The sequence below is a fragment of the Flavisolibacter tropicus genome (genome assembly GCF_001644645.1).
Lineage (GTDB): Bacteria > Bacteroidota > Bacteroidia > Chitinophagales > Chitinophagaceae > Flavisolibacter > Flavisolibacter tropicus.
In genome coordinates this window covers 3,159,880-3,178,035 of the sequence record NZ_CP011390.1, presented here as the reverse complement: position 1 = coordinate 3,178,035, position 18,156 = coordinate 3,159,880, and the positions used below count along the sequence as shown (strand labels likewise).

Annotated in this window: 10 protein-coding genes and 1 tRNA gene; 7 read left to right on the top strand and 4 right to left on the bottom strand. The window is 43.5% G+C overall.

Annotated elements, in window-relative coordinates:
• The first annotated feature begins 165 nt into the window (after window positions 1-165).
• Window positions 166-1,326 (top strand): cysteine desulfurase family protein, encoded by a 1,161-nt coding sequence (locus tag SY85_RS13475; protein ID WP_066405324.1) that lies wholly within the window; start codon window positions 166-168, stop codon window positions 1,324-1,326.
• A gap of 250 nt (window positions 1,327-1,576) precedes the next feature.
• Here SY85_RS13475 and SY85_RS13470 read toward each other — a convergent pair whose 3' ends face one another.
• From SY85_RS13470 to SY85_RS13455, 4 genes are all read right to left on the bottom strand, one after another.
• Complete coding sequence (locus SY85_RS13470; RefSeq protein ID WP_226998830.1) at window positions 1,577-3,145, bottom strand: MltF family protein; 1,569 nt, start codon at window positions 3,143-3,145, stop codon at window positions 1,577-1,579.
• A gap of 231 nt (window positions 3,146-3,376) precedes the next feature.
• Complete coding sequence (locus tag SY85_RS13465; RefSeq protein WP_226998829.1) at window positions 3,377-5,068, bottom strand: PAS domain-containing sensor histidine kinase; 1,692 nt, start codon at window positions 5,066-5,068, stop codon at window positions 3,377-3,379.
• A 424-nt stretch (window positions 5,069-5,492) separates the two neighbouring features.
• Window positions 5,493-5,566, bottom strand: a tRNA-Ile gene (locus tag SY85_RS13460).
• Between the two features lie 58 nt (window positions 5,567-5,624).
• The gene (locus tag SY85_RS13455; protein WP_066405317.1) at window positions 5,625-5,867 is read right to left on the bottom strand and encodes a hypothetical protein; all 243 of its coding nucleotides are present in this window, start codon (window positions 5,865-5,867) and stop codon (window positions 5,625-5,627) included.
• Between the two features lie 128 nt (window positions 5,868-5,995).
• Here SY85_RS13455 and SY85_RS13450 point away from each other — a divergent pair, with 128 nt between their 5' ends.
• The 6 genes from SY85_RS13450 to SY85_RS13425 all read left to right on the top strand — a co-directional run bounded on the left by SY85_RS13450 (window position 5,996) and on the right by SY85_RS13425 (window position 18,141).
• On the top strand, window positions 5,996-6,466 hold the full coding sequence (locus SY85_RS13450; protein ID WP_066405315.1) for an LSm family protein: 471 nt from the start codon (window positions 5,996-5,998) through the stop codon (window positions 6,464-6,466).
• A 92-nt stretch (window positions 6,467-6,558) separates the two neighbouring features.
• The gene (nusA, locus tag SY85_RS13445) at window positions 6,559-7,806 is read left to right on the top strand and encodes a transcription termination factor NusA (RefSeq protein WP_066405314.1); all 1,248 of its coding nucleotides are present in this window, start codon (window positions 6,559-6,561) and stop codon (window positions 7,804-7,806) included.
• A gap of 177 nt (window positions 7,807-7,983) precedes the next feature.
• Complete coding sequence (gene infB, locus SY85_RS13440) at window positions 7,984-11,037, top strand: translation initiation factor IF-2 (protein ID WP_066405312.1); 3,054 nt, start codon at window positions 7,984-7,986, stop codon at window positions 11,035-11,037.
• Between the two features lie 274 nt (window positions 11,038-11,311).
• Window positions 11,312-12,682 carry a peptidylprolyl isomerase gene (locus SY85_RS13435; RefSeq protein ID WP_066405310.1) on the top strand — a complete coding sequence of 457 codons (1,371 nt, stop codon included), beginning with the start codon at window positions 11,312-11,314 and terminating at the stop codon, window positions 12,680-12,682.
• Between the two features lie 80 nt (window positions 12,683-12,762).
• Entirely contained in the window at window positions 12,763-16,239 is a 3,477-nt protein-coding gene (locus tag SY85_RS13430) for a PAS domain-containing sensor histidine kinase (protein WP_066405308.1), read from the top strand.
• The gene (locus SY85_RS13425; protein WP_226998828.1) at window positions 16,240-18,141 is read left to right on the top strand and encodes an amidophosphoribosyltransferase; all 1,902 of its coding nucleotides are present in this window, start codon (window positions 16,240-16,242) and stop codon (window positions 18,139-18,141) included.
• Window positions 18,142-18,156: the final 15 nt, after the last annotated feature.

Genomic DNA, 18,156 nt, shown 5'->3' with positions numbered 1-18,156 from the left:
TTGTGTCTACTTACCCTTTCTTATTAAATTGAAAAGCTAAACGGATTGATCGAATTCTTTCCTTTGTATGGATAACATCAATCACGTCATTAAGGAATTGATTAATGGCGTAGTAAAGAAGGGATAATAACTAGTACCTCGATTTAAACTGATATAAAAAAAATTATGAGTCATACAATCTATTTCGACAATGCTGCTACCACGCGTTTAAATCCGCAAGTGTTGGAAGCTATGCTACCTTTTTTGACCAACCATTTCGGTAATCCCTCTTCTACTTATTCTATCGGACGTACAACCCGCATGGCCATTGAAACGGCACGTAAGTCTGTTTCGCAGTTATTGGGCGTTAAGGCTTCTGCCATCTATTTTACAAGCGGGGGAACAGAAAGCAACAATACGGCTATTAGTGCGGCTATCCGCGATTTGGGTTGTACCTGTATCATTACTTCGCCCATCGAACATCATGCGGTATTGCATACCGTAGAATACTATGGCCAACAAAATAAAATTCCTGTATTCTACGTAGCATTAAAGACCGATGGTAGTATTGACTATACTAGTTTCGAACAGCTATTAATGGAACAAACCAGCCAGGGGCATAAATGTTTGGTTTCACTGATGCATGCAAACAACGAGATTGGCAGCCTTCTGAATATCAAAACTGTAGGTGCTTTGTGTGAACAGCATGGTGCTATCTTTCACTCTGATTGCGTTCAAACAGTTGGACATTATCCACTTAATCTTTCAGAGATAGGCGTTCATTTTGTTTCAGGAGCTGGTCATAAATTTCATGGTCCGAAAGGTGTCGGCATTCTATATGTGCATCCATTGTTAAAGATTCAGCCACTTCTTTACGGAGGTGGTCAAGAACGAAGCCTACGTGCGGGTACGGAGAATGTTTATGGGATAGTTGGTTTTGCCAAGGCGCTAGAGTTAGCTATGGGATCGTACGAGTCGGATAGCCAGTACATTGCTAGTTTGAAGACGTATTTGAAGGAACTGTTGGTGCAAGCCATTCCTCGTATCTCTTTCAATGGCCCGGAAGAATCATTATATACTGTGTTGAGTGTTTGTTTCCCGAAAACGAAAGAAAGTGAAGATCTGCTATTTCATCTCGATCTGAAAGGCGTCTGCGTGTCGGGCGGAAGTGCTTGTAGCAGTGGCGGCGGGTCGCATGTGATGAAGGCACTTCAAAAAACGGATGAATGCATTACAATTCGCTTCTCCTTCAGTAAAGAGAATACAAAAGAAGAGATTGATCAGCTAATGTCAATATTGAAGTCTTTTCTTATTACAAACGATGTTGTGGTCGAATCAATCCAATAACTAAATGATGGAAATAGGAGAGCCGGACAACGCCAGATGCGGAACGCTACTTAGGTTTTAAAGGAAGTGAACTGTCATTGGGAGCAATGAGGAGTGAACCTGAATTTTAGGAAGAAATCAGCTAAGTGAGCTGATATAAGCGAACTACATCAGAGAACGATTGCTATCTATAAAGTAAAAAGGCTTGCCACTATGTGTAAGCCTTTTTTATTTGGGTTTAACACATCTTTCCAGCCTCAAAAGTCGTTGTCTAATTGCTCTTTTCGGCTACACTGCCGGTTAGTGCTTTAGATTTTTCCTTACTGCGCTCCAGCATTAGCTTGTAGGAGTAGTAGTACTTCATAACATTTCGAACATAAGTGGTGGTTTCCAACCCTACCTTTTCAGAGGTTACAATTTCAACATTGTTTAGCCATATGTCCGGGTTGAGGCCGCGCTCAGCAGCCAGCTTTCGTAAACTAGCTATTTTGTTGGGGCCTGCGTTGTAAGAGGCAAATGCAAATAGCGATCTATTGAATAGGTCGAAGTGAGCATCCTGGAAATAAGTTGTCATGAGTTGGTCCATGTACTTAGTTCCAGCATGAATGTTGGCCTCTGTAATGTTGATGTCGCCTACCTTCATTTCGGCACCGGTGGTAGGCATGAGTTGCATTACGCCAACGGCGCCTACCGGGCTTCGCTTACTTTGGTCAAGTTTTGACTCCTGGAATCCCATGGCAGCCAGCATCAATGGATCGAAGTCGTATTTGTCCCCATATTTTTCGAACAACTGGATGATCTCGTTGTAGCGATTGGTATTGCCGGAGTTAGTAGGATCCTGCAGCTCTTTCACCTTCTTATAATATTTCTTTAGGCGGTAGGGCATACTCGCCAGGTTTCTCTCATAATTGTAATAGAAGTCGTTTAATTCAGCAGCGAGCAAGGGGCTGTTTTTACGGAAAGCGCAACCAATGTACCCTCCGCTACTCATAGCGGCCTGTTCGTTTACTCTTATTCCGGGTAAGATCTGTGCCCACATTTTCGCCTTCCAGTCGTCAACTATAATATCTGAAATCACACCGGCGTTGAGCATTTCCATCAGATCCTCATCTTCCAGATCATCAGAAACGATGTTTAGCAGGACAGGTGACTTACCCTCTAACTTAAGTCTGTTGTTTAAGTTTTGCAGGCTCTCAAAGTAGCTGGAAGATTTGCGTACATGAATGGTTTTGCCTGACAGCTGTTCTACATTTGTTATTGCTGGGTCTTTTGTGCGGTTAATAACAATTTCAGATACGCTGCCTTGTTCTTTTGGTGCTACAAAATCAACCTGCTTTAATCGCGCTTCTGTTGCCGTAAGGTTTCCAGCGGCAATGTCACCCAGTCCTTGTTGTAGATGATGGATCAATTGGTCGCGTGGAGTGGGAATAAAGGCCACGGTGAAAGGAATACTTACTGGCTTCTTGTAGTACTTCTTGTTGAGATATATCTCAAATTGCCGGAAGTTATCTGCGGTAACCCCACATTCTTTTCCCTTATCATTAAAAAAAAGGGTGCGGCTATAAGGGACGAGTACCCGAATAATACGGCGTTTCAGCATGGTGTCGAAATCACCAACATATACCTTCTGTGCGTTGCGCAGTATATTAAGAAAGCTGTCTGTGCTTTGTTGTACAAGTGTGCCTCTGATTTCACCATTCTTATTGGTGTCTATGACGGAAACTGCTTTGCCCCCTTTTCTGTTTGAATCGTTGCAAGAACTAAAAACAAAAAGTAGTGGGAGCAGCAATTTAATAATGCACTGTTTATTATTTACTGCCCATGCACCCAGCCTACGCATATTTCTGAATAATCAGGTAAATAAATAAAATTTCAGAAGCAAATACTATATGATTTGCTTGGTACTTTCAATTAACGGAAACCCTAATTCCTTAAAGGTAAAAGGTTTTGCGGGGATTCACTGTCGCTTATTTAAGTTGATTACAGGATTGATCTCATCTGTTAATAACTGTTAGGCTTTGGCGGCAGAAACGCGGTGGTAAAGAAAAAACAGGTCTTTCTAGTTATTAATTTATTCAACTGGCAAATACAAATTAAAAATGGCTCCCTTTCCCGGCTCACTTTGAGCGGTGAGCTTACCTCCATGATTTTCTGCTACTTTTCTTGCAATGGCCAGCCCAACACCAGTGCCTTCATATTCAGTTTTACCATGTAAGCGATGAAACATCTGAAAGATTTTTTCGGCCTGCTCCTGCTCAAAGCCAATGCCGTTGTCGCTTACTATTATCAGGTGGTAACGCTTATCTGGTAACAAATCGTGTCTTGTTCCGCTGACCAATTTTGCTGTAATCTCTATATGTGGTGCCACATCCGCACGACTGTATTTCAGTGCATTGGTTAATAAGTTTTGAAAAAGTTGTTGCAACTGCCTTGGATGACCCTGTATGACAGGCAGTTCGCCAATGGTTATTACTGCCGCTTTCTCCGCTATATCCAACTCTAAATCTTCCAGTAGTCGTTTCATCTTCTCATTTAGGTCGATAGTCTTTTTTTCATGCGGTCTTTGGCTGACATGTGAGTAAAGCAGCAGATCGTCAATCAATGAATTCATACGCTGGCTGGCGTGTTCTACCCTGCCAAACATCCGCATATCTTCAGGACTCATCTTATCGGATAACTGGTTCTTCAGCCGGTCCGTAAAAAAATGAATTTTGCGAATGGGTTCTTTCAAATCATGCGAGGCGGCATGAGCAAATTCTTCGAGCTGAGAATTGGAACGTTGGAGTTCTTTGTTGGCGTTGGCCAATTCTCTTGTTCTTTCTTCTACTCTATGTTGCAGGTAGGCTTCGCTTTCTTCCAGCTTCTTTCTTGACATAACCTGTTCTGTTACTTTGATGGCAAGATGTAATACGCCCGAGATTCGCCCTTCTTCAATAATAGGTGTATAGGAAAGATCAAAGTACTCATCTTGTAATTGTCCGTCTATTAGAAATTTTATAGGCACTGCGAAACCTTTAAAAGATTCTCCAGTTCTGAGTACATTTCGCACAATTTCTAAAATGGCTTGGCCTTCTAATTCGGGTAACACCTGAAGCAGTGTTTTTCCAACGATCTCGCTTTCAGAAGTCTTTCTCATAGCGCTAATCATTGGTGTATTGACGCTTTCAACAACCAAATCCTCACCAAGCGTAAAGGCAATGGCCACAGGGGCCTGCGCCACCATGTTTCGAAATTGTGATTCGCTTTCATGTAGCTTTTTAAGGTTTAGTACTTTTTCTGTTGTTTCGGTACACACCACCAGTACTCCTTGAATGGTCCCATCGTCTCCTACCACTGCACTGTAGCTGAACGTCCAGTAAATATCTTCCATTCTGCCGTTTCGGTAAAAAGGCACCAACTGGTCTTCAAACCAAACAGGCTTCCCTGTTGTCATTACACCCTCAATTAAAGGACCGATAAAGTTCCATATCTCCGGCCAGACCTCTTTACCCTTTTTACCTATCGCGGGATGTTTGCCATCAATGCCAAGACTTGGTCGGAATGCATCGTTATAAAAGCAGGTAAGTTCGCTGCCCCAAAACAAGAACATGGGAAAGGCGGAGTTAAGTAAATTGCCAATGGTAATACGCAGGCTCAGTGGCCATTGGCCAGGGGGGCCAATACAAACGTTATCCCAATTGAAATGGCGGATTAATTCTCCCATTTCGCCACCACCTTGTATGAATGGTAAGTTGGATTTTTGGTGTGAGGTTTCAGACGGCACTGGCAAGGGTTAATTTATTTGAAAGTATGATGTAAGGTAGTACTGATTTCATTAAAAAGGGTTGAATGGTTTAGTGGTAAAAAAAGCTGCTGTTGGACGAGTAGGTTATCTTTTCTTAGCAATGGCCGTTGTTGGGTTTTTTAGACCAACAACAAAAGTAAAAAGGATGGCACATTAGCAAAGCTTTGTAGAAAAAATATTACAGATACATTGCAGTATGTTATTCAATGCTATATGAAAGGAATAAGTGTATTTAATTGGTTAGCCTTGCAGCTCTGGATCGAAATTAATTGCAGGCAAGCAATCAAACTTTATAACCCCTAAAATCTGCAACCCTAATATCTTAGGCGTTCTTTATAATAGGTGATTTAGGGCAAACAGAAATAAAAAAGGACCTACATTGCTGTAAGTCCTTGATTCTGAGTGGATCCTGCTGGGATCGAACCAGCGACCCTCTGATTATGAGTCAGATGCTCTAACCATCTGAGCTAAGGATCCGCGCCCTGCTGTAGCAGAACAAAATTTTAAAGGAGTGCAAAAATAGGGAAATTCAGTATTATTCTTTTATTTCTTCAAAATCTATATAATCACCCACTTGCTTGCCTTTATCTGGTTGATTGGACGCTGTGGTATTTTGAAAAGGATTGGGTTGCTCTCCAGGCTGGCCGTTCATCCGCTCCTGCATTTCCCGAAATCCTTTCTTAATCTGGCGGGTAGTGCGGTAAACCGGTATAATGATCTTGAAGATCAGCTGATATAAAAAATAGGCTAGTATGAAGTATAAAATAAATTGCAACATGGTAAAACAAAGTTATAGTATGGCTTTTATTCAATTTCTATTTGGAAGTTAATTAACGTATTGCTTACCTTTGCAAAGGAAATTGATAGAAAGAAGGGAACGAGGACGTTCCCTTCTTCTTTTATACTATGCAAACAGAGACTCAAATTCAGACAATCACCCAAATGATCAACGGGTTGCTGGAACAGCAGCCGGCGCATTTTCTGGTGGAAGTGCGAATAAAACCTACTAACAATGTAAAGGTGTTTATTGATAGCGACGAAGGCTTACCTCTGTCTGCCATAGTAAGCTATAACCGGGCGCTGTACAAGCAATTAGAAGAAAGCGGACTTTTCCCGGCCGATGATTTCTCACTGGAAGTTTCTTCTCCGGGTTTAGATGAACCCCTGAAAAATACCCGTCAGTATAAGAAGAATATTGGGCGCTCTGTGGAGGTGCTGCTGAATGATACCTCAAAAAAAGAAGGAAAACTTTTAGAGGTAAGCGATGCGGCCATTGTGATGGAAACGGAAGAAGGAAAGGGCAAAAAGAAAGTAGTAAACCAGGAAACTGTATTATTTACTGATATAAAAGCAACAAAAATTCAAGTAAAGTTTTAAAATAGCTGCAAGCTACAAGCTATACGCTGAAAGCCTTTGGGGCCCTATGCGTGAAGCGTGAAGCCTGCAGCGTGAAGCTAAAAACCAAGAATATGGCAAGTATCAATCTGATAGAGGCATTTCAGGATTTCAAGGATGCCGAAAACATTGACCGTCCTACGCTAATGCGTGTGGTTGAAGATGTATTCAGAACACTGATCCGGAAAAAATACGGTAGTGATGAAACCTTTGATGTGATCGTAAACGCAGAAAAAGGTGACTTGGAAATTTTCCGCCGTCGTACAGTTGTAGATAATGACGACGTGTATAATACCTTAGAGGAGATTGAATATAAAGATGCCATTAAAATTTCTCCCGACTATGAAGTAGGTGAGGAAGTATATGAAGAGGTAAACCTGGAAGAATTTGGCCGTCGCGCTATTTTGGCTGCTAAGCAAACCTTGGCTAGCCGTATCTCTGATTTGAAGAAGAACGTACTGGCTAAAAAATATGCCGACCGCATTGGTGAGATCATTAGTGCTGAGGTATACCAGGTGTGGAAAAAAGAGATTTTACTTTTGGATGAAGAAGGCAACGAATTAATCCTGCCTAAGAGCGAACAAATACCACAGGACTATTTTAAGAAGGGTGAAAATATCCGTGCTGTCGTGAAAAAGGTGGATATGAAAAATAATAGCCCTGTTATTATACTTTCCCGTACATCACCTGATTTCTTGGCAAAATTGTTGGAAATAGAAGTACCAGAAATCTTCGATGGCTTAATCGTTATTAAAAGGATCGTTCGCGACCCAGGTGAAAGAGCAAAAGTGGCTGTTGAATCTTACGACGATCGTATAGATCCGGTAGGAGCCTGTGTAGGTATGAAAGGTAGCCGTATCCATGGTATTGTACGTGAGTTAAAGAATGAGAATATTGACGTTATCAACTGGACCAGCAATACACAACTTTTAATTCAGCGGGCCTTAACGCCAGCTAAGATCACTACTATGGAACTGGAGCAGGAAGAGAAACACGCCAGTGTATATCTGAAACCTGACCAGGTGTCTTTAGCTATTGGTCGTCGTGGTGTAAACATCAAGCTGGCCTGTGAATTGACAGGTTATGATATAGACGTATACAGAGACAATGAGGGCCAGGAAGAAGAGTTTGATATTGACCTGGAAGAATTCAGCGATGAAATTGAACCTTGGGTCATTGATGAATTAAAACGCGTGGGTTGCGACACTGCAAGAAGCGTATTAGAGTTGAGCGCAGAAGAATTAGAGCGTAGAACTGACCTGGAAAAAGAAACCATCCAGGATGTTAGAAAGATCTTACAGGCAGAATTCGAAAAAGGATAAGTTCGTTCTTTAATAAGAGGCAGCCTAAGCTTCAAGTTTGGCGTCTCTTATATCCAGCCTGTTGAAAGAATAGTACCAAGTGTCTGAGTAATCAGCATTTAAGAAGAACAAAATAGAATAACCCAAATCCTGGTCCTAATAAGCCAGGTAAACGATTTAGAATAATAAAAACAGTTAATGGCAGAAGTATCAACACCCCGGTTAATGGCAGCCGCTAAAGAGTTCAACATCGGTAAAGACACGCTGGTGGACTTTTTGGTAAACAAAGGTTTCGACAAAGATGAGTTGAAGCCAACGGCCAAGTTGACCGAAGATATGTATAGGGCTTTGCAGGCTGAGTTCCAAAGCGATAAAGTAGCGAAGCTGAAAAGCGAGCAGATCGACTTGCCGAAAGGTGCAGCCCTCGATGCCCGTAAGCGGAAGGATGAAGAAGAGGTGCATTTCCGTAAAGAAGAAAAGAAAGCGCCTGTTAAAAAAGAAGAAGTAGCCCCTGCCGAACCAGAGGTTGCAACACCTCCGCCTGCTCCGGAACCAGAGCCTGAGCCTGAAGTTCCAGCTCCTGTAGAAGTACAGGCGCCACCTACTCCTGAACCAGAGCCTGAAGTGCCTCAAGCACCGCCAGAGCCTGTTAAAGAGGAGCCAGCTGTAGTTAAGTTGGAAACGCCTGGAATTGAAGGGCCTAAAGTGATCAATAAAATTGACCTGTCGGCTATAGATTCGTCAACACGCCCTAAAAAGGGTATAACGAAAAAGCCTGCGCCTGCAGTTCAAGAGCCTGAGGTAAAAGCAGAAACACCTATTCCTGCTCCTGCTCCGCAACCAGAGCCTGAAGTGAAGCCTGAACCGGTAGAAGAAGCGCCTGCTCCAGAACCAGAAGTTATTATGCCGGCAGCGGAAGCGCAGCCAGAAGTGATTGAAGAACCACAACAGCCTGTTGAAGAGGCTCCACCAGTAATAGAGAATATACAGGCTGAAAAGCTTACAGGGCCTAAGATCCTGGGTAAAATTCAATTGCCTGTAGACAGCGATACGCGTCCGAAATTGGATGAAAAGCGTAAACGCAAGCGCATTCCTATTGAAAAGAAAGAGGTACGCCCCAGCGGCCAGCAACAAGGTCAACAACAGGGGCAGGGCCAAGCCCAAACCCAAGCACAGCAAGGCCAGCAACAAAGTGGCGGCGGCGGTGGACGCTTTACTGTTCAGCGTAGACCAGAAGGTGGCCAGCAACAAGGTGGTGGTCGCTTTGGACAAGGCGGTGGCCGCTTTGGTCAAGGTCAGCGCCAAGGTGGTGGCTTCCAAAGACGCGAAGACAAACAAATCGACGAAAAAGAAATTCAACGGAAAATACAGGAAACACAAGCCAAACTTTCTGGTGGTACCGGCCGTGGTGGTAAGAGCACGAAAAGGCTTCGCCGCGACAAGCGCCACGAAATGGCTGAAATGGCAGAAGGAGCTGAAGGCAGCAAACTGCAGGTAACCGAGTTTATCTCAGTGAGCGAATTGGCTAACCTGATGGATGTTTCCTTTGCAGAGGTGATCAGTAAGTGTATGAGCTTGGGTATCATGGTGTCTATCAACCAGCGCCTGGATGCCGAGGTAATTGAACTGGTGGCAAGTGAGTTCGGGTATGATGTAGAGTTCATCGATATGGAGAAGCAAATGGAGATGGAGGAAGTAGAAGAGGAAGATGGTGATCACGAAAGGGAGCCTCGCTCGCCAATTGTAACCATCATGGGTCACGTAGACCATGGTAAAACTTCATTGCTTGACTACATCCGTAGCGCAACGGTAGTAGCTGGTGAAGCGGGTGGTATCACCCAGCACATTGGTGCCTACCAGGTAAACCTTCCGAATGGAAAAGATATTACCTTCTTAGATACGCCTGGTCACGAAGCCTTTACGGCCATGCGTGCCCGCGGTGCTAAGGTTACCGATATTGCTGTTATTGTAATTGCCGCTGATGATGCGATTATGCCACAAACACGTGAAGCCATCAGCCACGCACAGGCAGCCGGTGTACCAATGATATTTGCCATCAACAAAATTGATAAAGACGGCGCTAATCCACAAAAGATCTATGAGCAGCTAGCGGGTATGAACTTATTGGTGGAAGAGTGGGGTGGTAAGTATCAAAGCCAGGAATTATCGGCTAAGAAAGGTACCAACGTAGATCTGTTATTGGAGAAAATATTACTGGAAGCGGAAATTCTTGATCTGAAAGCCAACCCAGACCGTGAGGCTAGCGGTAGCATTGTTGAAGCTTCCTTGGATAAAGGTCGCGGTTACGTAGCTACCATCCTGGTACAGAATGGTACGCTGAATAATGGAGACATTGTAGTGAGTGGTCAACACTTTGGTCGTGTAAAAGCGATGTTCAACGAACGTAACAAACGTGTGGATGAAGCCGGACCATCAACTCCAGTACTGATCCTTGGCTTAAACGGTGCGCCACAAGCCGGTGAGAAGTTTAAAGTGTATGCGGATGAAGCAGAAGCAAAAGATATAGCTAACCGCCGTGCCCAGATCCTTCGTGAACAAGGTATGCGTGCGAAGAAGCACATTACCCTGGATGAGATCGGTCGCCGCTTAGCACTTGGAAACTTCAAAGAACTGAAAGTGATCATCAAAGGTGACGTGGACGGTTCAGTAGAAGCGTTGAGTGACTCTTTACAAAAACTTTCTACCCAGGAGATCCTGGTGAGTGTGATCCATAAAGGTGTAGGTCAGATCAACGAAAGTGACGTTGTACTGGCAGAAGCATCAGATGCGGTGATCATTGGATTTAACGTACGTCCGTCTATGCAGGCCAACCGCCTGGCAGATGGCGCCGGTATCCAGATCAAAACATACTCAGTAATCTACGCGGCTATTGATGAAATCAAGAGCGCGATGGAGGGTATGTTGGAGCCGAAAGTGCAGGAGAAGATCGTGGCCAATGTGGAAGTACGCGAAGTATACCGCTTTGATAAAGCTACCGTTGCCGGTTGTTTCGTGTTGGATGGAAAGATCAGCCGCAACAACAAGATCCGTGTTATTCGCGATGGTATCGTAGAATATCCAAAAGGCGAAGGTCAAAATGCTGAACTGGGCTCATTGAAGCGTTATAAAGACGATGCAAAAGATGTTCAGTCTGGTATGGAGTGCGGTTTGACAGTGAAGAACTTCAACGATATCAAAGTGGGCGACATCATCGAAGCCTTCGAATTGGAAGAGATCAAACGTACATTGTAATACATACAATAAACATTCTCAAGGTCAGAACAATGGTTCTGACCTTTTTTTATGCCTGTTCATGGATAAAAACAGCGTTCCTCCCCCAGCCCCACATGCAGGCCCCGCTATAACAGAAAGTCTGATAGAGAAAGAATACATCCATCTACAGACACTTAATCCCATTAATCCCGCTAATCTCAAAAATCCGCGGTCAGCAAAACTTTGTTAATCCATAATGCTTTCGGCAGGGATTTCTGCTGGGAACACCTATTTTTGACGTCTATCATTGTATATGAAAAAAGTTTTTTCCTTCTTGCTCGGACTTGTAGGTATTACATCTTTCGCTACCGCACAAACACAAAAAGCAGTAGCAGACAAGATTGTAGGTGTTGTGGGCGACCGGATTATTTTATACTCAGATATTAAAAATGCTATTGCCGATGCGGCCCGCCAGGGTAATCCAGTGCCAGCAGACGCTGAATGCCAGATATTAGAGCAAGCCTTGGTGTCGAAATTATTGATGCTGCAAGCTGAAAAAGATTCACTGCCTGTTTCAGACGAAGAAATAGAAGCCGAACTGGATCAGCGTATTCGCTACTTTATAAACGCCTATGGATCACAGCAGCAGCTGGAAACCATAGCTGGAAAAACTATTTACCAGATTAAAGACGATGCCCGCGAATCAGTAAGAGAGAACAAACTGGCACAAGCCATGCAGCGCAAGATCGTTGAAAGCGTACGCATTACTCCTACAGAAGCAAAAGCTTATTTTGACCGTATACCAAAAGATAGCCTGCCTTTCTTTGAGACAGAAGTGGAAATTGGCCAGATCGCTGTTTTCCCAAAAGCCTCTCGCGATCTTGAAAAATATGTAATTGACGAATTGAACAATTACAAGAAACAAGTAGAGATGCGTATCACTTCTTTTGATCAATTGGCAAAGCAATATTCTGAAGACCCCGGTTCTAAAGACAGAGGTGGGCAGTACCAGATCAATAGAACAGAAAAGACCTGGGATCCTGCATTTCTTTCTGCTGCATTCCGTTTAAAAGAAGGAGAGATCTCTCCAGTGATCAAATCCAAGTTTGGTTATCACATTATTCAAATGGTACAACGCAATGGAGATGACGCCATTGTAAAACATATTCTGCGTGTGCCTCCGGTCACGGATGCGGAACTGGCCGCAGGACGCTCTAAGTTAGACTCTGTACGCGCCAAGTTAATTGCCGGAACGCTTGACTTTAGCACTGCTGCCGGCCGCTACAGTGAAGATGAAGCAGCGAAGTTTTCCGGACCATTCATTACAAGTAAAACTACAGGCTCTACTTACCTGACCATTGACGAATTGGACAAGGATGTAGTGGCTCAACTAGATAAATTAAAATTGGGCGAGTACTCCCAGCCAATAAATTTTGCTGACGAAAGAGGCAAAAAAGGAGTGCGTATCTTATACCTGAAATCACGTACAGAGCCACACCGTATGAACATGCGTGATGACTATAATAAAATTGCAACAGCTGCTTTAGAAGAAAAGAAGATGCAGGTGTTGGACAAGTGGATGTCTAACCGCATCTCTACACACTACATCATGGTGGATCCTACCATTGGCAATTGTCAGCAATTGGAAAAATGGAAAGGTGCAGCAAAGCTGGCTACAAACTAGAAAGCAGTTTTGAACGTTTTAAATAAAGATTCCCCTGACAAGTCAAAAATTTTTCTGACTTGTCAGGGGAATCTGGCTATATGCCTATAATTTTAAAGGGTAATCTGTCCATTAATCCCAAGCCTGTGTCTATATTTTCCGGTACTAAAAAATATGAGGGATCATCAAAACCATTAGTTTTCTTTGAGTCCCATCCGCTGCCTACCATTTTGGTACTCAGAAGCAATTTGAAAATTGTTTCGGCTAATAAAGCAGCTACTGCTTTATTACAATTAACAGCACAAGAACTTCTCCTCCGCACCTTTACCGATATATTAATTCCTGCTGATAAAGTAAAAACAGCTGCAGCCTTACAGCGCAGTAAAGAAGGAGCTCCATGGAATACGATTGTACAGTTGCAAAAAACAACACAGGAAATTCTGACAGCAGACATGCATGTACAGACCTTAGTGCATGAAGCAGATGTGCTGCATCAAATTACACTTATCGATATTACCAGCCGCTATGCCAAACAGGAGCAACTGGCAGCTACGGCTAAACGATATAAGGGATTTATTGATCAAAATTCAGAGGGGATTTTTTGCCAGGAACTATTGGAGCCAATGCCTGTTACAGCCTCTGTAGAAGCAATTTTGGATGCCATTAAAGAAAGCTGTCTTACCGAATGTAACGATGCCTTAGCGCAAATGTATGGCTATGAATACGGTAGCCAAATGGTGGGCCTGGTAACAAAGAACTTAGTTGACTTCAGCGATGAAGCCAATATCGAATACGTTAAAGGCTTTATCACCAACGACTTTAAAGTAGTCAGCGCCGAGTCGCATGAAAAAGATCGCTTTGGTAACTCTGTTTATTTTTTAAACAATGCGATTGGGATTGTTGAAAATGGGTTTTTAAAACGGATATGGGGATCGCAGCGTGATATTACACAGGTAAAAGAAGTAGAAAAGAAAGTACGTCTTCTGGCCGACCTGGTGGAACAAACCTCTGATGTATTAACCGCAGCCGATCTGGATTTTAAGCCCCTTACCTGGAATACTGCAGCTGAAAAAGTGTATGGCTTAAGCGCTCAACAAGTAATTGGAAAGAATGTTCGTCAGTATATAGATATACATTATCATAACACTACTCGAGAGGAAGTGCGCGCGCAGATTCTTAAGGAAGGAGGATGGCGTGGAGAAATGTCTTTTATTCGGCCAACCGATCAAAAGCTGGTTACCTTGTTAACCGGTTTTAAGCTGATGAAGGATGATCAGGATGAGCCACTGGGTTATATCATTAGTGGTACAGATATTACGGAGCGCAAAGAAGCCGAGTTGCTGTTGCAGGAAAGCGAAGGTCGCTTTAGGGAGTTGGCCGACTCAGCGCCGGTAGGCATCTGGATGATTAGTCCGGAAGATAAGGTTGTTTATGTAAATCGCTACCTGGAAAAATATACCGGCTATACAACAAGCGAGTTGTTAGGCTCTTCCTGGGCTAATTTGATACACCCTGAACAAGTTAAAGACATACTTGTACAGTTTGAAGCACATTTTAAAAAGCGTTTACCTGTAACTGTAATTTATAAGTTGAAGCGAGGCGATGGGCAATACCGCTGGGTACAGGATACAGGTATTCCCCGTTTTTTAGAAGACGGTACTTTTCTTGGCTACATTGGATCGGTAATAGATATAGACGATACAAAGAAAAAAGAAGAGCAGCTGCAATACCAGGCTATGGTGTTGGAAAATGTTCGTGACAGTATCATTGTGACAGATTTGGAATTTAGTGTTTTGTCGATGAACAAAGTGGCTGAAGAGGTGTATGAATGTAAAGAGGAAGAAGCTATAGGTCGGTTTTGTTATGACATAGCTGAATCGGCACTGGTAAGTGAAACAGAAGAGGATGTGCAAAAGGCTTTGGCTGAAAAGGGTTTTTGGATAGGAGAAACCAGTATTAAAAACAAAAAGGGTGAATTCCGCTATTTCCGGAAAACGATCAATTGTATCTATGATGAAAAGGGTGACAGGAAGAGTTATTTATTTATAAGTCACGAAATAACAGATCGTAAGCGTGCCGAGGAAAAGGTTTTGCAAAGTGAAAGTTTTTACCGCAGCCTGATTGCCAACTCTCTTGACGGAATGCTACTCGTTGATCCCGACACTACTATCCGATTTGTTTTTCCATCAATCTACAATGTCTTAGGCTACGAAAGTGAAGACATGCTAGGAAAAAGTGCGTTGGATTTTGTGCATCCCGATGATGTGGCGTATGCCTTTTCATCTTTTCAGGATACCATTATTAAAGATGTTTTATCAGATACGGAAGACAATAAACGGGCAAGTGATATACAGTTTGTAGTAATTCGTGTTCGTAAAAAGAATGGCAACTGGACCTGGTGTATGGTGCGCGGGCATAGTCAATTGCATAACCCCCATATCAATAGCATAGTAATTTACCTGCACGATGATTCGCTTCGTAAGAAGGCCAATGATGCTTTGGCAGAAAGTGAAGAGCGCTTTCGCCATATGATCCAGGATTTACAGGTAGGAGTGATTTTACAGGATGAGGAAGGTAAAGTTGAAATGGTGAACCATCTGGCTGCAGAATTGTTGGGTGGAAGCGAAGAAAAATTAAAAGGGAAGTTCTTTTTGGATATTATACCCACGGCTGTTGATGAACAGGGAAACCCTGTGGCCCCACACGACCGCCCAGTAGCCAGAGTTATAAAGACTGGTAAGCCGGTACGCGGAATAGTATTAGGCATCTTTATGGAGCATTCTTCTGAACAAAAGTGGATGATGGTTGATGTGAATCCTATTTTCAATGAAGAAGGCAAGCTTTTCCATATCATCACTTCTCTGACCGATATTACACAACGGAAGAAATTGGAGAATAAGCTGCGGTTTGAAGAGATCTATCATCAACGCTTGCTGGCGCAGGCAACGATTGATGGGCAGGAAAAAGAACGTCGTGAAATAGGAAAGGAACTGCACGACAATATTGGTCAGCAATTAACGACAACGAAACTCTATCTTGACCTGGCAAAATCTACGGTAAATGCTGAATCGCAAGAGATGGTAGGGTTGGCACTGCGTAGCGTGTCTGATGTCATCAATGAGATCCGTGATATTTCCCGTTCACTGATGCCTCCTACACTGGGTGACCTGGGATTGGTAGAATCGATCAGCGACCTGATTGAAACCCTGGCCCGAACTCAAACACTTGAAATTAAGTTGGATGATTCAAGGTTTAATGAAGCTAAAGTTCCTGATAACCAGAAGCTCATGCTTTTCCGTATTATTCAGGAACAGTTAAATAACGTGGTAAAACACGCCCGCGCCCAGCAGGTGGAAATCACGCTAGAAAACAATGCATCTGCTATTTTTCTGAAGTTCGCTGACGATGGCATTGGCTTTGACCTAGCCCGGGTACGTAAAGGTTTGGGGCTAGCTAATATACAGAACCGCGTAGAGCTATTTGCCGGCAGGGTTGAAATTATAACGGCTGAAGGCCAGGGCTGTATTATAAAGGTGACAGTTCCTATAGGACTGCCAAATTTGCCCCAAAATCAGTAATTGTGTTTTCAACTAAAACAGTTTGGCGTAGCTTTGCGGCTTCTTACCAAGAGCATGAGCGACGCCATTAAACACGAATGCGGATTAGCCTTTATAAGACTACGCAAATCTTTCGCCCATTATCAACAGAAATACGGCACCGTAATGTGGGGTCTGAACAAGATGTACCTACTTATGGAGAAGCAACACAACCGTGGCCAGGATGGTGCCGGTGTAGCTGCTGTTAAGCTAAACGTTGAACCGGGATATCCTTTCTTGTCTCGTATTCGCAGCAGTGCCAATCAACCGATTGCTGATGTGTTTCGCCAGATAGGTGAAGAGTACAAAGAACTTCAAAAGTTCAACCCTGATATCAGTAACCACGCAGGCCTAATGAAAGGCCACATGTCATTTATGGGCGAAATACTGATTGGGCACCTGCGCTATGGTACCCAGGGTAAGAACAACGCTGAGTTTTGTCACCCCTTTATAAAACGCCACACTATACCAGCTCGCAATCTGGCGTTAGCAGGCAACTTTAACCTGGTTAATACCGAAGAGCTGTTTGAGCAGATAGGTATCAACCCCGGAGAGTTTCAGCGTCAGAGTGACTTGGCAGCTATGCTGGAAGTGATTTACCATTATTTAGTAAAAGAGGATGAAGTTTCCCCGCAGACAATGGACGTAGCCAACGTATTGCGTCAGGCCGTACCGCTTTTTGATGGCGGCTTCCATGTAGGTGGAGTTACCGGCAGCGGCGTGGGATTCGTTTTCCGCGATGCACACGGTATTCGCCCATCCTATTATTATATTGATGACGATGTAGTAGTGGCGGCGTCTGAACGCGCAGCTATCCGCACTACCTTCAATGTAGGCGAAAACGAAGTAAAAGAATTAATGCCCGGACATGCCCTCATCGTTTCCAATGATGGTGAGATCAGCATTGAGCAGATCGTTGACTCCAAAGAGCGTAAGGCTTGCTCCTTTGAGCGGATCTACTTCTCTCGTGGTAGCGACGAAAAGATCTATAAAGAGCGCTCAAGATTGGGTTATAACCTCAGCAAGCAAGTGCTGGATGCTATTAACTACGATCTAAAGAATACCATCTTCTCATTTATTCCCAATACAGCAGAAGTAGCTTTTTACGGTTTGGTAAAAGGCTGTGATGACTACCTGAAGCAGATCAAAATTGATCGCATTCTTTCCTGGGGTAATGACATAGACCCGGAAAAGCTGAAAGAAATGGTGAGTCGGCAGGTACGGATAGAAAAGATTGCCATCAAGGACGTAAAGATGCGTACGTTCATCACCGAAGATGTGAGCCGCAGCGAAATGGTACAACACGTGTATGATATCACCTACGGTACCGTGCGTAAAAATGAAGATACGCTGGTGGTGATCGACGACTCTATTGTACGCGGTACCACGCTGAAGGAAAGTATTATTCGCATGTTGGCGCGCTTGAATCCAAAGCGTATCATTGTTGTTTCCTCTTCACCGCAAATCCGTTATCCGGATTGCTATGGCATTGACATGAGTAAGCTGGGCGATTTCATTGCCTTTAATGCTGCTGTTGAATTGCTGAAAGAAAGAGGGCAGGATGGCTTGCTACAGGAGCTATACAATGAATGTGTTGAGCTGATCAAAAACGATCAGTTGCATACCGTAAACGTGGTGAAGAAAGTTTACAAGCTGTTTACCAACGAAGAAATTACCCAGAAGATCGCTCAACTAATTACGCCAGCTAACCTGACGATTCCGGTTGATGTGATCTACCAGACCATTGAATCATTGCACGAGGCTTGCCCAAGTAACCTGGGCGACTGGTACTTTACCGGTAACTACCCAACAGAGGGTGGAAACCGCGTGGTGAACAAAGCCTTTATGAATTATATGGAAGGTAAAAACACAAGGGGCTATTAAATTTCTGCGTTTCTT

Excerpts from the sequence above, each read along its gene's own strand:
- SY85_RS13475 (WP_066405324.1), top strand. The coding sequence starts at position 166 with ATGAGTCATACAATCTATTTCGACAATGCTGCTACCACGCGTTTAAAT.
- SY85_RS13470 (WP_226998830.1), bottom strand. The coding sequence starts at position 3,145 with ATGCGTAGGCTGGGTGCATGGGCAGTAAATAATAAACAGTGCATTATT.
- SY85_RS13455 (WP_066405317.1), bottom strand. The coding sequence starts at position 5,867 with ATGTTGCAATTTATTTTATACTTCATACTAGCCTATTTTTTATATCAG.
- SY85_RS13450 (WP_066405315.1), top strand. The coding sequence starts at position 5,996 with ATGCAAACAGAGACTCAAATTCAGACAATCACCCAAATGATCAACGGG.
- nusA (WP_066405314.1), top strand. The coding sequence starts at position 6,559 with ATGGCAAGTATCAATCTGATAGAGGCATTTCAGGATTTCAAGGATGCC.
- infB (WP_066405312.1), top strand. The coding sequence starts at position 7,984 with ATGGCAGAAGTATCAACACCCCGGTTAATGGCAGCCGCTAAAGAGTTC.
- SY85_RS13435 (WP_066405310.1), top strand. The coding sequence starts at position 11,312 with ATGAAAAAAGTTTTTTCCTTCTTGCTCGGACTTGTAGGTATTACATCT.
- SY85_RS13430 (WP_066405308.1), top strand. The coding sequence starts at position 12,763 with ATGCCTATAATTTTAAAGGGTAATCTGTCCATTAATCCCAAGCCTGTG.